The sequence below is a fragment of the Streptomyces sp. NPDC054796 genome, from assembly GCF_053611545.1.
On the sequence record NZ_JBSHAO010000004.1, the window covers coordinates 167,970 to 187,376 of the forward strand.

Below are 19,407 nucleotides of genomic sequence, written 5' to 3' on the forward strand. Positions count from 1 at the left end.
GTGCAAGCAGCAGACGAAACCCCCGAGCGCCGTCGCGGGGCTCTCCGCAGAGCCCGCGTCATCTACCAGAACGTACCGAAACGCAAGATGGCGTGGCTGCTGCTCAAGGACACCGTCAACTCCTGCATGGAGTACCGGGTGCTGGGCCTGGCCGCCGAGGCGGCCTTCTTCACCCTCATCTCGATCCCGCCGCTGCTGCTCGGCCTGATCGGGCTGCTCGGCTATCTCGACGCGTGGATCGGCACCGACACGATCGACTCGATCCGCACCAACTTCCTGGACGCGTCGGCCACCGTGCTCTCCGACCGGGGGGTCGACGAGATCGCGCGCCCCCTCATAGACGACGTGATCGAGGGCGGCAGGCCCGACGTGATCTCGCTCGGCTTCGCGCTGGCCCTGTGGTCGGGCTCCCGCGCCGTGAACGTCTTCATCGACACGATCACGGTCATGTACGGGCTCGACGGACAGCGCGGCATCGTCGCGACGCGGCTGCTCGCGTTCCTGCTCTACCTCGTCGCCCTCGTCATCGGCGCCGTCGCGCTGCCGCTGATGGTGGCGGGCCCCGACGCGGTGCTGCGGCTCGTGCCGCAGGCACAGTGGCTGGTCACGGTCTTCTACTGGCCGGTCGTGCTGCTGCTCTCGATCGCCTTCCTGACGACGCTCTACCACGTGTCGGTGCCGGTGCGTTCGCCCTGGCGCGAGGACATTCCGGGCGCGCTGGTAGCCCTGGTGATGTGGCTGCTGGGCAGCTTCCTGCTGCGGATCTACCTCACCAGCACGGTCGAGGGCCCCACGATCTACGGCTCGTTGGCCGCGCCCGTCGCCGTGCTGCTGTGGATCGGCGTCTCCGCCTTCGCGGTGCTGGTGGGCGCGGCGGTGAACGCCGCCATCGACCACGTGTGGCCCTCGGTCGCGACGGCGGCGGCCCGGCGCGTCAACGAGCGGGCGCGCGAGGAGGCGGCGGCCGAGGTCGTCGCTGCCGCCGCCGCGCGCCGCGCCATGCGCTCGGCCGAGGGCGAGGGCGGCGAGGCGGAGGACGGGGCCGACCCGCCCGCCGAGTTCCCCGAGCGCTGGACGAAGTTCCTCCCGCACGCCGACGTACGGGCCCGGCTGCGCTCGCGCAACCGGCGCTGAGGGCCGCCGGGCGCGGGGTGCTGGGGGAGCACGCGGGAAAAGGGGTGGAGGGCGCGGGCGCGCCCGTCTAAGGTGGGCGCGTCCGCGAGGAGAGGCGGACGCAGGAACTGCGGAGTACGGGAGGTGAGGACCGATGACTGTCGCCGTGCCGGGCGCTGCCCGCATCCAGAAGCTCATCCTTCCCGCCCCCGTGGTCTCCGGCTGACGAACCCGTCCCGCACACGGCGCCGACATCCGCGCCGGGACGAGGCCGCCGGACCACCCTCACCAAAGGGTCACTCCAGTGAACTCTCGCCCGACATCCGGCGATTCCTCCTCTTTCTCCTCTTCCCCGCCGCATCCCCTCGCCGGTTACGGCTGGGACGCGCGCACCGCCGACGCCTTCGCGCCGTACGCGGCCCAAGGGCTCGTTCCCGCGCGCGTCGTACGCGTCGACCGGGGGCGGTGCGAGGCGGTCACCGCCGAAGGACCCGTACGCGCCGACACCGCGCCCGTCGCGACGGACGACCCGACGCGCGTGCTGTGCACCGGCGACTGGGCCGCGCTGAGCCTGGCCGGACCGCGCGGCGTGCCCGAGGTGCGGGCCGTGCTGCCGCGCCGTACCGCGTTCCTGCGCTCCGCCTCCTCCAAACGCTCCGAAGGCCAGGTGCTGGCCGCCAACGTCGACCACGTCCTCGTCGCCGTCCCGCTCAACCTGGAGCTGGACCTCGGCCGCGTCGAACGCTTCGTCTCGCTGGCCTGGACGAGCGGCGCCCAGCCGCTCGTCGTCCTCACCAAGACGGACCTGGTGCCGGACCCCGACACCGTGCGCCAGCTCGTCGCCGACACCGAACTGTCGGCGCCCGGCGTCCAGGTGCTGCCCGTCAGCGCCGCGACGGGGGAGGGCCTGGACGTTCTGGCCGCCTCGGTCGCGGGCGGCACCTCGGTGCTCATCGGCCAGTCGGGAGCGGGCAAGTCCACCCTCGCCAACGCGCTGCTCGGTGCGGAGGTCCAGGAGGTCCAGGCCATCCGGGACAGCGACGGCAAGGGGCGCCACACGACCACGACCCGCGATCTGCTGCCGCTCCCCGCGACCGACGGTCAGGGCGGGGTCTCCGGGGTCTCCGGGGCCTCCGGGGTGTCCGGGGTGCTCATCGACACGCCGGGGCTGCGCGGCGTCGGCCTCTGGGAAGCGGAGGAGGGCGTCGGCCTGGCGTTCGCCGAGATCGCGGCCCTCGCCGAGCGCTGCCGCTTCCACGACTGCGAGCACGAGGCCGAACCGGACTGCGCCGTCCTCGCCGCCGTCGAGGACGGCACACTGCCCGAACGCCGCCTCGACAGCTACCGCAAGCTGCTGCGCGAGAACGCCCGCCTCGCGGCCCGTACGGACGCGCGGCTGCGGGCCGAGCGGAAGCGGACGTTCAAGCAGCGGCAGGCGCTCGGCCGCCACATGATGGAACGCAAGCGCCCGCCCCGCTACGGCGGCTGACCCGCGCGTCCGGCGCGTCCGGGCCCGGTCCACGGGTTCCGGTACCCGCTCCGGCACGGGGACGGCGGTTGCTACCGTCGGCTCCGTGCCACCGGACCCGGGCCCCTTCGGGCCCCGACAGTTCCAGCTCGTACTCCTGCGCCGCATGGCCGACTTCCAGCCCGGCCTCGTGGAGGACGCGCTGCGCGCGCTGGACGCGGGGCGGGCCGAGATGCGGGAGGCCAACCGCCGCTGGCAGGCCATGACCCGCTCCCCGCGCGGGCGCGGCGCCGCCGCCCGCTACCGCTCCGTGCTGGGCCCGCCCGCCGACACCGCGCGCCGCCGCATCGGCGACCTCGACTGCGAGGCGCTGACCTGGCATGTGCCGCTCTGGCCCGAGCTGCGCTTCGAGGTGCTGACGGGGCCGGGCGGCGCCGTGTGGAACGAGTGGCTCGTCCGCGCGCCCGGCGCGGCGGCGCCCGAGCTGCGGACGCTGGAGGACCTGGCGCCCTGGTCCTGCACCGTCGACGAGGCGGCCCGCGCCTTCGCGCCCGCGCGCCCGCTGGAGGGCTCGGCGCCCACGCGCTGGGCGCTCGCGTTCACGGCGCCGGACGCGGCGGGCACGCCGCACAGCGTGGTCGCGGAGTTCACCTGGGGACTGCTCCAGAGGCTGCCGCGCTCGGCCCCTTCGACGTAGGATCGCCGCATGTTCCGACGATGTTGATTCTTCGCCGCCCCTGCCCAGGGTGCCTCCGGCCCACGCCTGAGACGTGGCTTGTACGCGTATGCCGGGCTGGAGGACTTCGTCCTCATCTACCCGGTGTACGCGCTGCTGTTCGCGCGCAGCGGTCTTTCTCCGGCCGAGATCTCCTCGCTGTTCGTCCTCTGGTCGGTCACCTCCTTCGCCCTTGAGGTGCCCTCCGGCGTCTGGGCCGACCTCGTCTCCCGCCGCCGTCTCCTCACGCTCGCCCCGCTGCTGACGGGCGCCGGCTTCGCCCTGTGGACGCTGCTGCCCTGCTACGCGTCCTTCGCGGCGGGGTTCGTGCTGTGGGGCGCGGGGTCCGCGCTGCGCTCGGGGACGCTCGAAGCGCTCGTCTACGAGGAGCTGGAGCAGGCGGGCGCGACGGACACGTACGCGCGGCTCATGGGCCGCGCCCGCGCCCTCGGCACGACGGGCATGATGGCCGCCACGGCGCTGGCGGCGCCCGTCTTCGCGGTCGGCGGCTACGGGGCACTCGGCGCGGCGAGCGTCGCGGTCTGTGTGCTCGGCGCGCTGGCCGGACGCGCGCTCCCCGAGACGCGCGCGCCACGGGCGGCCGTCGGATCCGGCGGGGACGGGGAAGCGGAAGCGGCGGAGCCGGGTCCGCTGGCGACGTTGCGCGAGGGACTCGCGCAGGTCCGTACGGAGCGCGCCGTGCGCCGGGCCGTGGTGCTGGTCGCCGTCGTGAGCGGGGTGCTCGCCATCGACGAGTACATCCCGCTGCTCCTGGCCTCACTGGGCGCCGCCGAACCGGCCGTCCCCCTGTTCGTGCTGCTCGCCGACGCGGGTGTCGCCGTGGGCGGCTGGTACGCGGGGCGCGGTGGCCGCTGGTTCGGGCCCGTGCCGGCCGTCGCGGCGGTGGCGCTCGCTGCCGGGGCGCTGGGCGGTGCGGCGGGCGGGGGCCCGGTGGTCGCCGCCCCGCTGGTGGCGCTCGCCTGCGGTCTCTTCCAGTGGGCACTGGTCACGTCCGAGGCGAGGCTCCAGGACCGGGTCACGAGCGGCGCGCGTGCGACGGTCGGCTCGCTGGCGGGCCTCGGCGCCGAGGTGACGTCGGTGCTGCTGTTCGCCGGGTACGCGGCGGGTGCGGGCTGGTGGGGCCTGAGCCCCGCCACGCTGTTCGCGCTGGCGGCGGTGCCGTATCTGGCGCTGGGCACCGTGCTCGGCTTCCCGGGTGCCCGGGGCGGGGTGCGCGGACAGGGTGCGACCACCATGTCCGATTCCCGCCAGTGAGGGGGTTCGGGGCGGCGCACACTGGACGGTGTGATGACAGACGACAGCAGGTACGAGGCGGTACGCAGCCGGGACGCGCGGTTCGACGGGGTGTTCTTCACCGCCGTCTCCAGCACCGGCATCTACTGCCGCCCGAGCTGCCCCGCCGTGACCCCGAAGCGGGTGAACGTCACCTTCTACCCCTCGGCCGCGGCGGCGCAGGGCGCGGGCTTCCGCGCCTGCCGCAGGTGCCGCCCCGACACGGCGCCGGGGTCACCGGAATGGAACGTACGGGCCGACCTCGTCGGGCGCGCGATGCGGATGATCGGCGACGGCGTCGTGGACCGAGAGGGCGTCGCGGGCCTCGCCCGCCGCCTCGGCTACAGCGCGCGCCAGGTGCAGCGCCAGCTCACGGCGGAACTCGGCGCGGGGCCCGTCGCGCTCGCCAGGGCCCAGCGCGCCCACACGGCGCGCGTGCTGCTCCAGACGACTCCGCTGCCGGTGACGGAGGTCGCGTTCGCCTCGGGCTTCGCGAGCGTCCGGCAGTTCAACGACACGATGCGGGAGATCTACGCGCGCACGCCGAGCGCGCTGCGCGAGAGCGCGGCACGCGGCGGCCACACGCTGCCGCTCGCCCCGCGCACCGGGACGGGGGCGGGGGCGGGCGATTCCGCCGACGCCGGTGCCGACGCGACGGCGGCCACGGGGGTGCCGCTGCGGCTCGCCTACCGGGGCCCGTACGACGCCGGGCAGGTCTTCGGCTTCCTGGAGCGGCGCGCGATCCCCGGCGTCGAGGAGATGACGGGCGCGCCGGGGCACCGCACGTACCGACGCACCCTGAGCCTGCCGTACGGCACGGGCATCGTGGAGGTGCACGAGCACGCGGGCGCGGACACGGCGCACGGACGTCAGACACATGCACCGGCACCGGCACCGGCACTGGCACTGGAACCGGCACTGGAACCGGCACTGGCACTGGAACCGGCACTGGCACTGGAACCGGCACTGGAACCGGCACTGGCACTGGAACCGGAACCGGCACCGGCACCGGACGGTGGGCGAGGTCCGCGCCATGGCAGCGGCTGGCTCGAATGCCGCCTCCACCTCGCCGACCTGCGCGATCTGACGACCGCCGTGCAGCGGATCCGCCGCCTGTTCGACCTCGACGCCGACCCGTACGCCGTCGCCGAGCGCCTCGGCTGCCACCCCGTACTGGGCCCCCTCGTCGCCGCCGCGCCCGGACTGCGCTCGCCCGGCGCGGCCGACCCGCACGAGCTGGCCGTACGCGCGGTGCTCGGCCAGCAGATCACCGTCGCCGCTGCCAGGACCCTCGCGGGAACGCTCGTCGCCGCGTACGGGAAGCCGCTGCCCGCGCCCGACGGCGGCCTGACCCACCTGTTCCCGGACGCCGGTCTCCTCGCGGGGGCGCCGCTGGGCGAGCTGGGCATGCCCGAGTCGCGGCGCGCGACACTGCGCACGGTGACGGCGGCGCTCGCGGACGGCACCGTCGCCCTGGACCCCGGCGCCGACCGCGACGAGGCCGAGCGGGCGCTGCTCGCGCTGCGCGGCATCGGCCCCTGGACGGCGGGCTATATGCGCATGCGCGCGCTCGGGGACCCGGACGTCTTCCTCCCGGGCGACGTCGGCGTACGCCACGGCCTCTCCCTCACCGGAGCCTCCCTCGCCGACGCGGAGGACTGGCGCCCCTGGCGCTCGTACGCACTGCACCACCTCTGGAACGCCACCACGGAAAGTCAGGAGAACGCCCGATGAGCACGGCCGAGACCGACACGGAGACCGACACCACGCCCACCGCGCCCGTCACTGTGTGGGCCCTGCACGACAGCCCCCTGGGCCCCCTCACCCTCACAGGCGACGGCACGGCGCTCGCCTCGCTCTCGGTGCCAGGACAGCGGGGTGCCACCGTGCCGCAGCCGCACTGGATGCGGGACGACACGGCCTTCGCCGAGGCCCGCGCGCAACTGGACGCGTACTTCGCGGGCGACCTGAAGGAGTTCAGCCTCCGCTTCACCACACGGGGCACGGAGTTCAGGGAGCGCGTCTGGACCGCGCTGGACAGCGTCCCGTTCGGCGCGACGACCACGTACGGCGAGATCGCCGCGCGCGTCGGCGCCTCCCGCGCGGCGGTGCGCGCCGTCGGCGGCGCGATCGGCGCCAACCCCCTGCTGATCGTCCGCCCGTGCCACCGCGTCATCGGCGCCGACGGCACCCTGACGGGCTACGCGGGCGGCCTCGACCGCAAGCGGCTGCTGCTCACGCTGGAGGGGGTGCTGTGACGGACTGACGGGCGCGTCGACGGGTTGGGGGTCACGGGTCACGGGCGGGGGCCGCCCCGGGGGTCACCACCGCACCAGCACCGCGAGCCACGCGCCCGCGACCAGCAGGCAGGCGGACAGCTCGATCAGCACCTTGAGCCCGATGGCGCGCATGACCGTACGCGCCGACGCGGCGGCCGAGGCACGGCTGCCGAGCCGGACGCGTTCCCACCCGTACAACCCGGCGAGGAACCCCGGTACCACCCCGATCACCGGTACGACGAAGAACCCCACGATGCCCGTGCCGCCCGCGAACAGCAGCGCCCAACGGCGCACGTCCGTCGAGCGGCGCACCCGCGAGGGGATCAGCAGCTGCACCGCGGCGTTCGCGAGCAGCAGCCCCGTGGCCACCACGAGCAGCCACCACGCGGGCCCGGCCCGCTCGTACACCGACCACCAGAAGACGGCGGCCCAGACGACCAGCGGTCCTGGCACCCCGGGGAGCACGGCGCCGAAGAGGCCGAGCAGCATGACGAGCCCGACGAGCAGCAACTGCCATGTGCCCATGGTTCCCGTGGTCACCATGGGCCAAGGGTGCACGAGTGTGCCCGCTTGCGCTCGCTGTGCTGGTCACGCTGTGTGAACAAAGGTCACTCGTTCTACCGTACGGCCTTCCCCCTGAGGCCGTGCGGTGGACAATAAGGGCATGAGCCAAGAGGGGGATCATCGTGGTCCGGGTCCCGGCGAACGGGACGACTGGTGGAGCGAGTTGTACGACCCGGAGGCGCCCGACACCGGCCGCACCCGCGCCGGTGACACCCTGGACGACCGCTTCGACTCGGTGACCCGCACCATGGGCCCCGAGACGGCCCCCCGCGGCGGGGACGCCCCGGAGCAGGAGACACCGGACGCCGCACCCGCCCCCGAGCCACCGGGGCGCCCCGTCCCTCCCCCACGCGAACCCAAGGAGCCCGAGCCCGCGTCCGCGTCTGAGTCCGAGCCGCACGGGCCCGCCTCCGCCGCTCCCCGTCCCGGCGCCACGGAGCCGTACGCGTCCGCCCTGCCCGGCGATGAGGCGGTGACCGGGCCCGCGCCCGCTGCTCCCCGCCCCGGTGTCACGGAGCCGTACGCGTCCGCCTCGCCCGGAAACGAGATGGCGACCGACACCGGGACCGGCGCCGACCCCGCGCCCGCCGAGGGCGGCGACCCCGGGACCGGCCCCGGCACCCCGCCCAGTGGCCGCGCCCCGTCCGAGCCAGGGGCGAGCCCTGGGAGCGGGCGTGACGTGACGCAGCCGTCGCCCCTCGTCCCCGGCCCCCGCACCGCTCCCGACGAGCGCGCCCCGTCCCCGCCCGCCCGCGCGGCGGAACCCGTGCCGCGTCCAGCCCACGTCGGCGAGGTACCGCCCGCGCACGGCGCGGAGCCCGTCGCGCTGCCCGTCGCCGATCCGGCCGCGCTCTCGGAGCTGGTGCCCGACACCGTGCTCGACGGCGCGCACTACGGCTCCCTGACCCTCCGCGCCGCCTCCGTACGGGGCGAGGCGGCCCGCCGGAGCGGTGAACTGCGCGCGGACGCGCTGCTCACCGCACGGTTCGGCGAGGGCGAGAACGCGCTGCTGATGGTCGCCGTCGCTGCGGGGCCGCCCGGCGTGCCCGGCGCGCACCGCGCAGCGCGCGAGGTGTGCCAGTCGATCGGCGGCGCGCTGGGCCGCAGCCACGCCCGCCTCGTCGAGGACATCCACGGCGGCCGGAGGGAGGCGCTGAAGTCCGGCCTGAACCGTCTCACCGACCGCAGCTACGGCATGCTGCGCGCCCAGGCCGCCGCGCTGGGCCTGCGGCCCGACCAGTACACGGCCGATCTTCGCTGCCTGCTGCTGCCCGCCGACCCGCGCTGTTCGACGCGGGTCTTCTTCGGAGCCGGAGAGGGCGGCCTCCTCCGGCTGCGCGACGGCTCCTGGCAGGACCTTGAGCCCGCCGTGCCGGACGAGAAGGACGTGACCGGCGCGCCCGTCGTCGGCTACGGCGCGCGCCCGTACGAGCCCACCGGCGCCCAGGACCAGGCCGCCGCGCCGGAGCCCACGATGGACCTGCGCGTCCAGCCGCAAGGACAGCCACCAGGCCGGCCGCCCGGCCCGGCGCCCACCCCGCCCGATCCGCGAGAGACACCCCAGGGCGGCGAAGCGGAGGGCTTCCGGCGCCGCCGCTTCCGGTTCCGCGCGTCCGTCGCGCGCCCCGGCGACACGCTGCTCCTGTGCAGCCCGGGCTTCGCGGCGCCGATGCGCGAGGAGCCCGCCTTCGCCGCGCACCTCGCCGCACGCTGGGGCGAGGTGGCGAAGGGCGAGCCGCCCGGCCTGGCCGCCTACCTCGCCGACGTGCAGCTCCGGGCGCGTGGACACGACGGGGACCGTACGGCCGTGGCCGTATGGGAGAGCTGACCCGCCCGCCGAGGGCAGGACGGGGCGGACGGCACCGGATCGAATGAACCCGGCGTCGTCCGTACGGCTGGAAGCGAGTCGCGACGGTGGCCCGGCCCCCACCCGCACGGGAGGGTCATGGGCAGTGCCCGGCACGCGGCGGGCGCCGTCCTCGTCGCAGAAGCAGAAAGGGGTCCGTGGACCCATGCGTGCGCGATACCAGCTTCCGGAAGCCCCGACCAGCGCCGCGCGGCGAACGGCGCCCCCTCACCGCCGGGGCCGCGCGCTCGCCCGTGCGGCGGCGCTGGCCTGCGCGGGTACGGCCGTCGCCGCGCTCGTCTGCCCGACGGCCCTCGCCGGGCCTCGGCCCGGACCGCCTCCGCAGGGCCCCGCCGCCGGCGGCGACGTGCCACGCGCGGAGGTGCCCGTGCGGTTCAGGGACGGCAAGGGCCTGGTCGCGCTCGGCCAGGAGGTGCGCGCGAAGCTCGGTACCCAGGCCGTCGCCGTGACCAAGAGCCGCGCCGACGTGAGCGAACGCGCGGGCGCCGACCTCGTGCGGGGCGGCGGTGCCGAGCTGCCCGTCGACGAGCGCAGCCACCTCGCCGTGGGCGGCGGCAGGATCAAGGGCGGCGTCGTCGCATACGGGAGCGGGCTGACGTTCGCCGGTGCCGGGGCCGGTACGCGCGTCACCCTCGGCGGCCTCCAGACGGACCTGGACACCCGCACCGTCACGGGCCGCATCGACGGCAAGCCCGCCTATCTGGGGCGCTTCAAGAGCGAGGGGGACAAGGGGGACACGCGCGTCACGCGGGACGGCTCGGTGCGGTTCCGGGGCGCGCTGGTGCTCAGCGACAACGCGGCGAGCGAACTGAGCGCGGCCCTGGGCGTCCCGGCCCTCTCCGGTGGCGACGTCCTCCTCACGGTCGCGACGACGGCCTCCCTCGACGTCACGGAGGAGGCCAGGACCGCGCTGCACCCGTAGACCCTGGATCCGGGCCCTGAACAGAGACGGCGCCCGGTCCCGCGCCGGTGACGACGGGGGACCGGGCACCGTGCGTGCCGTACGGCTCGACGGGTCACGCGACGGTTCGACGGGTCAGGGGCGCGGTCCTGGCCGTCGAGCCGGCCGTTCCCGCGCCGCCCTCAGCCGAACTGCCGCTCGATCTCGGCGAGTTTCTCCTCCAGCGAGTCGAGCCGGGGGCTGGCGGCGTTGGACTCGTCGTCGGCCCCTGACCTGTCCTGCGGGCTCCCGTCCCTGTGCCTGTCCGTCCCGCGCGACCGCGCCTCCGCGCCGGGGCCGCCCGCCGAACCCGCCGGACCCGCCGACGCCAAGCCCGTCGCGCCCGTCGCGCCCGCCCCACCGTCGTCCACGACGGCCTGGAGCGCGGGCCGCGAGCGCGCCGGAAGCTGGCCCGGGGCGCCGCCCCCGGGGTCGGCGGCGAGTGGGGCACCGGGCGTGGCGCCCGGCTGGGCGACGGTGCCCGCTCCTGGCGCCGCCAGCTCCACGTCGAGCTGGCGGGTGCCGCGCCCCCTGCCCCACATGCGGTGCTGGCGGTTGAGTGCCTTGACCCGGGCCCGGTCCAGCTTCTCCTGCTCCCTTCTGCGGATACGGTCCTGCTCGTTCCTGCGGCGCTCGTCGCGCACCTCGTCGACCGCCTCGTCCAGCGTCCGAACGCCTTCCAGCAGCATCAGCGACCAGGCGCGGAACGTCTCCCGTGGCGCGCGCACCCAGCGCACGACCCGGATCTGCGGCAAAGGGCGCGGCACCAGGCCCTGTTCGCGCAGCGCGGCGCGCCGGGTCTGCTTGAGCGCGCGGTCGAAGAGGATCGCTGCGGAGAGCGACATCCCGGCGAAGAACTGCGGTGCCCCGGCGTGGTCGATGCCCCGGGGTGCGTGCACCCAGTTGAACCAGGCGGCGGCGCCCGCGAACGTCCACACCAGCAGCCGGGACCCGAGTGAGGCGTCCCCGTGGCTGGCCTCCCGCACGGCGATCACCGCGGAGAACATGGCGGCGCCGTCGAGGCCGAAGGGGACGAGGTACTCCCAGCCGCCGGAGAGGCGCAGGTTCTGGCGGCCGAAGCCGACGAGCCCGTGGAAGGAGAGCGCGGCGGCGACCGCCGCACAGCAGAACAGGAGCAGATAGGACGCCGTCGCGTACAGCGTCTCCTTGCGGCGTCGACGCTCTTCCATGCGCTCCCACGAGTCCGTCGGCGTGCCCTTGTCCTGCCCGTCGCCATCGGCGCCGCCGGCACCGCTGTCACCGTGCTTGCGTCCCCGTGTCATCACGACGACCGCCGCGAGGGCGCCCACGAGCAGCACGGCGCTCGCCAGTACCCAGTTCAGCGATATGTCCGTCAGTCTCATCGGCTGTGCCCCTTGCCGCACGGCGGACCACACATCGGAGGACCGGAAGGCCGGAGTACCGGAAGACCGGAGGATCGGCGGCGCCGTGCTTGCTTGGCTTGCTTCGCTGTCGCCGAGCATCTTGGCTCAGCGGCACCTCGCGGCAGGCGGTTTCGCCACAAGAGACAGCCAAAGGGCGTCAGCCCCCACGGACAGGGGCGTTCTGGGTCGAACGGGCTAGCGGCTGCTGGTCAGCCGCTCGACGCGCTCGGCGTCACAGGTGCGCGGGCAGGTGACGCAGGTGTCCTCGGGGCGGAGGGTGTAGAAGAAGCAGCAGCTCGCGCGGTCGCGCGTCGCCAGGGTCTCGCCCTCGGGGCCGGTCAGCTCGCGGAAGGAGGCGCCCTGCGCGTACGGCGCGGTGGCGCCCGGCAGCAGCTCGCCCGCCTCGCGCATCGCGCGCTCCTCCTCGCCGAGGAGGTGCCCGAGATACCAGAGGCCCTCGGTGATCTCGTCCGTCGCCATGCCCCACAGCGCCCGCTCCCTGCGCCGCATGCGCGGGCGGAAGCCTTCGAGGACCGGGGCCAGATGCTCGGCCACCGCCTGCCGCACCTCGGCGCGCAGCGCCTCCTCGTCGGGGACGACGCGTGCGCCGGGCGAGTCTGCCGCCGGGTCGTCCGGGAGGCACGCGAACTCCTCGATGCGGACGGAGACCTGGCCCAGCGTCCGCTGGAAGGAGACCGCCCCGGCCGGGATGCGCGGCACCCGCCGGTACAGGAACCAGGGGATGGTGACGAGCAGGCAGACCGGGTACGCGTAGCGGTGGAGGCCGAAGCTCGCGATGACGTCGGGCCGCGCCCGCTTCCCGTAGTCGCGGAGCACCTGCGCGTCGTCCCAGGAGAGGAAGTCCTCCAGTGCCGCGCCGCCCTCGGCGAGCTCCGTCGCGCGGACCCATCCTTCGCCGGTGCGCGGCTGCTCGCTCTCGATGACGGTCAGATACGGGAAGACCTCGGTCAGCCGCGCGTAGGCGGCCGTGAACGGCGAGACGGCGCTGGTCGCGGCGGGCGGGGCGAGGGCGCGCATAGCCATGGAAGGACCACCGAATCGACGATCAATAGCAGGTAAGCCTTACCTTACCCGAAAAGATCGAGGTTTGATCTCGCGGCTCCTCCGCCTATCGTGCTCATCGACACCAGGAGGGGACAGATGGAGCAGACCCGAGCGGAGGGGCCCATACGGCCCGGACGTAACGCGCTCCGGACCCGCGTCCCCGCCCAGCCGGGGCCCGCCTCGCGGGCCGACGGCGATCCGGCGGCGCGCGGTGAACACGTGCACAGTGAACCGGCACCGCCGGGCACGGCGACGGCCCCGCCCGAGCGCCCCGCCGCCCCCGCTCCCTCTGCCGGACGTGTCCCCGCGCCCGCCGCTGCCCGCGTACTGGCTCCCGGCGCGCCCGGAGCGGTGAAGCCGAAGCTGCCGGAACGTCACTCCGTACGCGCCCAGATCCTCTCCGCGCTGCGCGACGCGCTGCTCTCCGGCGAACTCGCCTCCGGCGAGGTCTACTCGGCGCCCGCGCTCGCCGAACGCTTCGGCGTCTCCCCGACGCCCGTGCGCGAGGCCATGCAGCAGCTCGCCAGCGAGGGCTCGGTCGAGACCGTGCCCAACCGCGGCTTCCGCGTCGCCGAGTGCAGCGCGCGCGACCTCGCCGAACTCGCCGAGATACGGGTGATGCTGGAGGTTCCCGCGGTGCTGCGGCTCGCCCGTACGGTGCCGCCCGAGCGCTGGGACGACCTGCGCCCCCTCGCCGACGACACCCTGACGGCGGCGGCGCGCGGCGACCGCAGCGCGTACGCCGCCGCCGACCGCGTCTTCCACCGCGCCCTGCTGGAGCTGACGGGCAACCGGCGACTGGCCGAGGTCGCCGAGGACGTCCAGTTGCGCGCCCAGCGCTGCCCGGCCCGCACGGCGGCACCGGGTGCGGGTGCGAAGGCGGCGTGCGCCGCCGAGCTGCTGGGCGAGGCGTCCGAGCACCTGGCGCTGCTCGACGCTCTCCAGTGCCGCGACCTCGTCACGGCGGAACGTGTGCTGCGCGAGCACGTCGCCGCGGCCGGTTAGGGCGGGCCGTCGAAGCCCCGTCCGGGCTGCGGCCCGGCTCTCTATCTCTGGTAAGAGATCGCGATCGTTCCGACGGCGGATGTCCGCTGACGCGCGGGCACTTAGCGTGAGACGGGTCCGGAAACGGACGGACGCCCACATCTTCTGGAGGACCCGTGATTTCCTGACGCGCCCTGACCGCTGTTGTCCCAGCGGCCGCCGATGCCCGCCGGGGCCCGTCGAACGGGCCCCGGCGGGCGCCTGTCCGAAAACCGGTTGCTCCGGGGGAGGGGTGCCGGGCCAGGATGCCGCGTATGCGGATCGGCGTGGTCGGACTGAGGCGGGGGCTGCACCTGGCGGGCTGGTGCCGTCGGCTGGGCATGGACGTCGCGGCGGCGTGCGACCGCGACGGCGGGCGGCGCGCCGCGGCCCGGACCGAACTGCCGGGCGCCGTGCTGACGGAACGGTGGCAGGACCTCCTGGAGCACCGTCTCGACGGAGTGGTGCTCGCCAACGACTTCGACGCGCACGCGCCGCTCGCCATCGCCTTCCTGGAACGTGGCGTGCATGTGCTGTCCGAGAGCGCGGCGTGCGCGGACGAGGAGGAGGGGCGGCGGCTCATCGCCGCGACGGAGCGCTCGTCCGCCACGTACTCCTTCGCCGAGAACTACGTGGCCCACCCGCACGTCCGCCTCCTGCGCGCGGCGGCCGACGCCGGGGAACTGGGCCGCATCGGCATGGTCGAGGCCGACTACCTGCACGGCATGTCCCCCGAGGACGTCGCAGCGCTCGTCGGCGACCCCGCGCACTGGCGCGGACGCATCGCGCCCACCGCCTACTGCACCCACACCCTCTCCCCGGTGCTGGCGCTCACGAACGCCTGGCCCGTGGAGGTGACGGCGTTCCTGGCGGACGAGAGCGAGCCGCGCGCCGCGGTCGTCATGGCCGTACGGCTGTCCACCGGCGCGCTGGCCCTCACCCGGCACGGCTTCCTCCAGGGCGAACCGGACAGCCACTGGAGCTGGGTCTCCGTGCGTGGAGCCCGTGCGCTCGCGGAGTCCGTGCGCGCGCCCGGGGAGCGGGCCTGGTCGGTGCGGATCAGGACGGAGGCGTGGGCGTCCCCCGACGGCCGCACCCGCGAGGAGGAACGCACACCGCCCCCGTACACGCTGGACGGGCGGCCCGTGGAGCGCTCGGCGGAGGGCACGGTGCGGATGCTCCAGGCGTTCCGGGACACGGCCGTGCACGGCGAACCACCGCTGGTAGCGGTGCGGCCCGCCGTCGCGGCATCACTGGTCGGAATTGCCGGTGCCGCATCACTGACGAACGGCTCCCGCCCGACGCCGGTACCCGACGTCTCCACCTGACATGGCTGACCGTGGCACGGCCGCCCGCCGGGCCAACACCCGTGCCCGGCGCGTCCGTTGCGGGTGACGTGGCTGCCGCGCGTCGGCGGCGTCGGCCAGGTCCGCTACGCGCCGGCGGCGGGCTGCGGGCCAACGCCCGCGCTTGCTACGCCCGTTCCGGGTGGTGTGGCTGCCGCGCGTCGGCCGTGTCGTCCGGGCCGGGCGCATCTGCCAGGTCCGGTGTGGCAGGTCCGCTATGCGGCCGGTGTCGGGCGGCGGGCCAACGCCCGTGCCCGGCGCGTCCGTCGCGTCAGCCGTGTCCGTCAGGTCTGCTGCGCGCCGGTGGCGGGCCGCGGGCCAACGTCCCGGTCCGCAGGTCGGCCACAGCCAGTGCTCGACGTCTCCGGCTGACGCGGAGGGCCGGGGCACGTCGGGCGAAGGGCCAACGCCCCGGCTCGCTGCGTCCGTTGCGGGTGCCGCTTCGGCCGGGTCCGTCTGGTCCCGTCCGGCGGGTTCGCTGTGCGTCGGTGTCGGGCGACGGGTCAATGTCCCGGCCCGGCAGGTCCGTTGCGGGCTCCATGGCACCGCACGTCCGCCGGGCCGGGCGCATCTGCCAGGTCTGGTGCGTCCGGCCCGGCAAGTCCGCTATGCGTCGGTGTCGGGGGGCGGGAGGTGGTCGGCGAGCCAGGTGGGGATGCCGTCGAGGAGGCGGAAGAGGCGGGCTGCCTCCGCGCGCAGGCGGCCGGACTCGGGCTCGGGCTGTGCGTCGGCCAGTGCCGCGAGCGCGGGGGCCATTCCGACGAGGAACCCCAGCTCCTCGCGCAGCCGCAGCGACTCGGTGAACCCGTGCCGTGCCTCGGCCAGTTCGCCGTCCCGTAGCGCGAGCCCGGCCAGGTGCCGCCAGGTGAACGAGCACAGCAGCGTGTCCCCGTGCGCCGTGGCCCCGGCGTGGGCGCGGCGGTAAGCGGCCCGCGCCGCCTGGGGGTTGTCGCTCAGGTGCTCCGCGACGAGCCCGCGCCGGAAGTCCAGCGAGGCCCGCCCGTGCGCGGCGGGCGCGAGCAGCGCCGCCGCTCTGCCGAGCGCGGCGCGTGCCTCGTCGGCGCGGTCGCGCACGCCCAGCACCGTGGACGCGTACGCGAGATGGCCGCGTTCGCAGGCCGCGGCGCCCCGCTCGTCGTCGTGGTGCGCCACCGCCTCGGCCACCCGCAGCGCGTCCTCGGCCGCTGCCCAGCCCTCGCCCGTGAACATGCACCGTTCCACGAGCAGCGCGGCGCGCCGTACCGAGGCGTCCGGGTCGGTCTCGGCGTACGGCTCCAGCAGTACGGCGGCGTCGTCCCAGCAGCCGCGCGACCTCAGCCGCCACACCGCGGCGTCCAGTGCCGGGCCCTTCGCCGCGTCTCCCGCGGGGCCTGTCGGACCCGTCGGACCTGTCGGACCTGTCACCGTGTCCACTGCCGCACCCTCCGCCGGATCTCCTGCCCCCGAACCCTTCCCCGTGCTCTCCGTTCCGCTCTCCGTCGTCTCTTCCGGCGGGCCCGCCGCCGACCCCCGTGTGCGACCCTTCGCCGGACCGCCCGTGACGACCTCCTCGTTGAACGCGGGGAGGCGGTCTCCTCCGCCTCCGGGATCCAGCCGTACCGAACGTGACGAACGTGACATGGCGGTCTCCGCCACAGTGTCCTCCCCAAGCGCACCGTCGAGCTTCGAGCCGGATGTGAGCGCATCTCAGCACGGAGTGACGCCCGGGGCCAAGGGGCTGGTGTGAATCAGTTCACAAAGTTTTACCCGAGGGGCCTGTCTGCCAAGCGCTGTCGCGCAGCAACCGCAGCCCGTTCAGCCCGACCAGCACCGTCGACCCCTCGTGTCCCGCCACTCCCAGCGGCAGCGGCAGCGTCCCGAGGAGGTCCCAGGCCACCAGCACCGCGATCGCCGTGCCCGCGATGACCAGGTTCTGCTTCACGAGGCGCCGCGCGCGCCGCGAGAGGGCGACGACGGCGGGCACGGCGCCGAGTTCGTCGCGTACGAGCACGGCGTCCGCGCTCTCCAGCGCGAGGTCCGAGCCGGCGCGGCCCATGGCGAGCCCCGTGTGCGCTGAGGCGAGCGCGGGCGCGTCGTTGACGCCGTCGCCGACGAACAGCAGGCGCTGCCCCGATGCCTCCTCGGCCCGTACGGCCTCGGCCTTCTCGTCGGGCAGCAGCCCGGCCCGTACCTCGCCGACCCCGGTCTCCGTCGCCAGCCGCAGGGCCGCGCCGTGGTGGTCGCCGGTGAGCAGCAGGGGTGCCCTGTGCGTGAGTTCACGAAGTCGGCCGACGGCGGCCCGCGCCTGCGGCCTGGGCCGGTCCTCGAACGCCAGCACCCCGGCGGGCACCCCGTCGACCAGCACGACGGCTCCCGTCAGCCCCGCGCCCTCGATCTCGCCGACGAGCGTGCCGAGTTCGCCGGGTTCGCCGGGTTCGCCGAGCGCGTCGGGTTGCCCGAGTTCGCCGTTCGCGGCGCCCTGCGCCCCGTCCGCCGACGGCTCCGGCCCGTACGCGGGCACCCGTACGGGCGCGGACGCGGGTGTCCGCGTGACCGCTCGGGTGGGCGCGCCGACCTCCACGCGTACGCCCTCGACCTCGGCGCTCACCCCGCGCCCGGGCCGGGCCGTGAACTCCCGCGCGGGGAGCACGGGGAGGCCCCGCTCGCGGGCCGACGTGACGACGGCGCGCGCCAGCGGGTGCTCGCTGTCGCGCTCGGCCGCGGCGGCGAGCGCCAGCAGACGGTCGGCGGCCACCGCCGTACCGGCCCCGTCCGCACGGGCCCCGTCCGCACGGGCCCCGTCCGCACGGGCCCCGCCTGCGACGGCCCCGTCCGCGACGGGCCGTGCCTCGACGAGTCGTGGGGCGCCCTCCGTCAGCGTCCCCGTCTTGTCGAACGCGACCCGGGTGACCGTCCCCAGCCGTTCCATCACGGCGGCCGACTTGACCAGCACGCCGTGCCGCCCCGCGTTGGCGATGGCCGCGAGCAGCGGCGGCATGGTGGCGAGGACGAGCGCGCAGGGCGAGGCCACGATCATGAACGTCATGGCCCGCGTCAGCGCCGCCGCCAGCTCCGCGCCGAAGGCCAGTGGCACGGCGAAGACGGCGACCGTCGCCGCGACCATGCCCAGCGCGTAGCGCTGCTCGACCTTCTCGACGAAGAGCTGCCCCGGCGCCTTGGTGCGGCTGGCCTCCTCCACCATGGCGACGATGCGCGCGATGACGGACTCCTCGGCCGCGCGCGTGACGCGCAGGCGCAGCGAGCCGCTACCGTTGAGCGTTCCGGCGAAGACCTCGTCGCCCACGGACCTGGGCACGGGCAGCGGCTCGCCCGTGACGGTCGCCTGGTCCACGTCGCTGGCGCCCGCCAGGACCGTGCCGTCGGCGCCGACGCGCTCGCCGGGCCGCACGAGGACGATGTCTCCCGGCACCAGGTGCCGCGTCTCCACGGACTCTTCGGCTCCGTCCGCTGTGACGCGGGTGGCCCGCTGGGGGGCGAGGTCGAGGAGACCGCGTACGGAGTCGGCGGTGCGCTGCGTCGCGAACGCCTCCAGCGCGCCGGACGTCGCGAAGATGACGATCAGCAGCGCGCCCTCCAGTGGCTGCCCGATGGCGGCGGCGCCGAGCGCGGCGACGACCATCAGCAGGTCCACGTCGAGGGTCTTCTCGCGCAGCGCGGCAAGCCCCTCCTTCGCGGGCTCCCAGCCGCCCGCCGCGTAGCAGAGGGCGTAGCAGGCCCAGGCGTACCACGCGGGCGCGGGGGAGAGGTCGAGCGTCAGCCCGAGCAGGAAGGCCACCGCCGCGGCCCCCGCCCAGCGGGCTTCGGGCAGGCGGTCGATACGGGTCATCGCCATGACGGAGGGCACCTCGGCGGTGTGCGTGCGGAGTACGGGACCAGTTGCGGCGGTCCACAGGAAGAAGTGTATACATGAACACGTCTTCATGTATTGCTCGGACCGTACCATGCCTGTCATGGGACACGGAGTGGAAGGCCAGGGCGCCCCGGCTGCCAAGCTGGACGCGGAGAGCGCGGCGTCCGTCGCCGCCACCCTCCAGGCGCTGGCGACCCCCTCGCGCCTGCTGATCCTGGCGCGTCTGCGGGAGGGGCCGCTCCCCGTCACGGAGCTGGCCGAGGCGGTCGGCATGGAGCAGTCGGCGGTCTCGCACCAGTTGCGGCTGCTGCGCGCGCTGAGCCTCGTCGGCAGCGAGCGCCAGGGGCGCCGCATCGTCTACAGCCTCCACGACAACCATGTGGCCCAGCTGCTCGACGAGGCCGTCTACCACATCGAGCATCTGAGCCTCGGCGTCCGCGACCACGCCTCGGGCCCCCGCACCCAGGGCTGAGACCCCGCGAGGCCGGCCCTGAGTACG

General features: G+C 75.2%; 16 protein-coding genes. 11 read left to right on the plus strand and 5 right to left on the minus strand.

Going from position 1 to position 19,407, the window contains the following annotated elements; genetic code table 11:
• The 6 genes from ACWGJ2_RS05280 (at position 1) to ACWGJ2_RS05305 (ending at position 6,847) form a co-directional block, all read left to right on the plus strand.
• Entirely contained in the window at positions 1-1,134 is a 1,134-nt protein-coding gene (locus ACWGJ2_RS05280) for a YihY/virulence factor BrkB family protein (RefSeq protein ID WP_453344594.1), read from the plus strand.
• Between the two features lie 283 nt (positions 1,135-1,417).
• Positions 1,418-2,602 (plus strand): ribosome small subunit-dependent GTPase A, encoded by a 1,185-nt coding sequence (gene rsgA, locus ACWGJ2_RS05285; RefSeq protein WP_453344595.1) that lies wholly within the window; start codon positions 1,418-1,420, stop codon positions 2,600-2,602.
• A 145-nt stretch (positions 2,603-2,747) separates the two neighbouring features.
• Positions 2,748-3,278: a hypothetical protein gene (locus ACWGJ2_RS05290; RefSeq protein ID WP_453344681.1), complete on the plus strand. Its 531-nt coding sequence runs from the start codon at positions 2,748-2,750 to the stop codon at positions 3,276-3,278.
• 78 nt (positions 3,279-3,356) lie between these two features.
• A complete protein-coding gene (locus tag ACWGJ2_RS05295; protein ID WP_453344596.1) occupies positions 3,357-4,571 on the plus strand; it encodes an MFS transporter in 1,215 nt (404 codons plus the stop codon).
• A 33-nt stretch (positions 4,572-4,604) separates the two neighbouring features.
• The gene (locus ACWGJ2_RS05300) at positions 4,605-6,323 is read left to right on the plus strand and encodes a DNA-3-methyladenine glycosylase 2 family protein (protein WP_453344597.1); all 1,719 of its coding nucleotides are present in this window, start codon (positions 4,605-4,607) and stop codon (positions 6,321-6,323) included.
• Positions 6,320-6,847: a methylated-DNA--[protein]-cysteine S-methyltransferase gene (locus ACWGJ2_RS05305; RefSeq protein ID WP_453344598.1), complete on the plus strand. Its 528-nt coding sequence runs from the start codon at positions 6,320-6,322 to the stop codon at positions 6,845-6,847. Before ACWGJ2_RS05300 ends, ACWGJ2_RS05305 begins: the two co-directional genes overlap by 4 nt.
• A 63-nt stretch (positions 6,848-6,910) precedes the next feature.
• On the opposite strand, the gene ACWGJ2_RS05310 is transcribed toward ACWGJ2_RS05305, so the two are convergent.
• Positions 6,911-7,393 (minus strand): DUF456 domain-containing protein, encoded by a 483-nt coding sequence (locus tag ACWGJ2_RS05310; protein ID WP_453344682.1) that lies wholly within the window; start codon positions 7,391-7,393, stop codon positions 6,911-6,913.
• A gap of 139 nt (positions 7,394-7,532) precedes the next feature.
• Here ACWGJ2_RS05310 and ACWGJ2_RS05315 point away from each other — a divergent pair, with 139 nt between their 5' ends.
• Complete coding sequence (locus tag ACWGJ2_RS05315) at positions 7,533-9,260, plus strand: protein phosphatase 2C domain-containing protein (RefSeq protein ID WP_453344599.1); 1,728 nt, start codon at positions 7,533-7,535, stop codon at positions 9,258-9,260.
• Positions 9,261-9,444: 184 nt separating this feature from the next.
• Positions 9,445-10,221, plus strand: coding sequence for a hypothetical protein (locus tag ACWGJ2_RS05320; protein ID WP_453344600.1), 777 nt, complete (start codon positions 9,445-9,447; stop codon positions 10,219-10,221).
• 161 nt (positions 10,222-10,382) lie between these two features.
• On the opposite strand, the gene ACWGJ2_RS05325 is transcribed toward ACWGJ2_RS05320, so the two are convergent.
• On the minus strand, positions 10,383-11,603 hold the full coding sequence (locus tag ACWGJ2_RS05325) for a DUF2637 domain-containing protein (RefSeq protein WP_453344601.1): 1,221 nt from the start codon (positions 11,601-11,603) through the stop codon (positions 10,383-10,385).
• A 216-nt stretch (positions 11,604-11,819) separates the two neighbouring features.
• Positions 11,820-12,668: a (2Fe-2S)-binding protein gene (locus ACWGJ2_RS05330; protein ID WP_453344602.1), complete on the minus strand. Its 849-nt coding sequence runs from the start codon at positions 12,666-12,668 to the stop codon at positions 11,820-11,822.
• A 117-nt stretch (positions 12,669-12,785) separates the two neighbouring features.
• On the opposite strand from ACWGJ2_RS05330, the gene ACWGJ2_RS05335 reads away from it, so the two are divergent.
• Both ACWGJ2_RS05335 and ACWGJ2_RS05340 read left to right on the plus strand, forming a co-directional pair.
• Positions 12,786-13,694 carry a GntR family transcriptional regulator gene (locus ACWGJ2_RS05335; RefSeq protein ID WP_453344603.1) on the plus strand — a complete coding sequence of 303 codons (909 nt, stop codon included), beginning with the start codon at positions 12,786-12,788 and terminating at the stop codon, positions 13,692-13,694.
• Positions 13,695-13,987: 293 nt separating this feature from the next.
• Positions 13,988-15,040: a Gfo/Idh/MocA family protein gene (locus ACWGJ2_RS05340; protein WP_453344604.1), complete on the plus strand. Its 1,053-nt coding sequence runs from the start codon at positions 13,988-13,990 to the stop codon at positions 15,038-15,040.
• 624 nt (positions 15,041-15,664) lie between these two features.
• Here ACWGJ2_RS05340 and ACWGJ2_RS05345 read toward each other — a convergent pair.
• Together ACWGJ2_RS05345 and ACWGJ2_RS05350 are read right to left on the minus strand one after the other, a co-directional pair.
• A complete protein-coding gene (locus ACWGJ2_RS05345; protein ID WP_453344683.1) occupies positions 15,665-16,396 on the minus strand; it encodes a hypothetical protein in 732 nt (243 codons plus the stop codon).
• Between the two features lie 394 nt (positions 16,397-16,790).
• Positions 16,791-18,890 (minus strand): heavy metal translocating P-type ATPase, encoded by a 2,100-nt coding sequence (locus ACWGJ2_RS05350; RefSeq protein ID WP_453344605.1) that lies wholly within the window; start codon positions 18,888-18,890, stop codon positions 16,791-16,793.
• Between the two features lie 118 nt (positions 18,891-19,008).
• Between ACWGJ2_RS05350 and ACWGJ2_RS05355 the strand changes: the two genes are divergently transcribed.
• Positions 19,009-19,380, plus strand: a complete 372-nt coding sequence (locus ACWGJ2_RS05355) for an ArsR/SmtB family transcription factor (protein ID WP_453344606.1) — start codon at positions 19,009-19,011, stop codon at positions 19,378-19,380.
• The last annotated feature ends 27 nt before the right edge of the window (positions 19,381-19,407 follow it).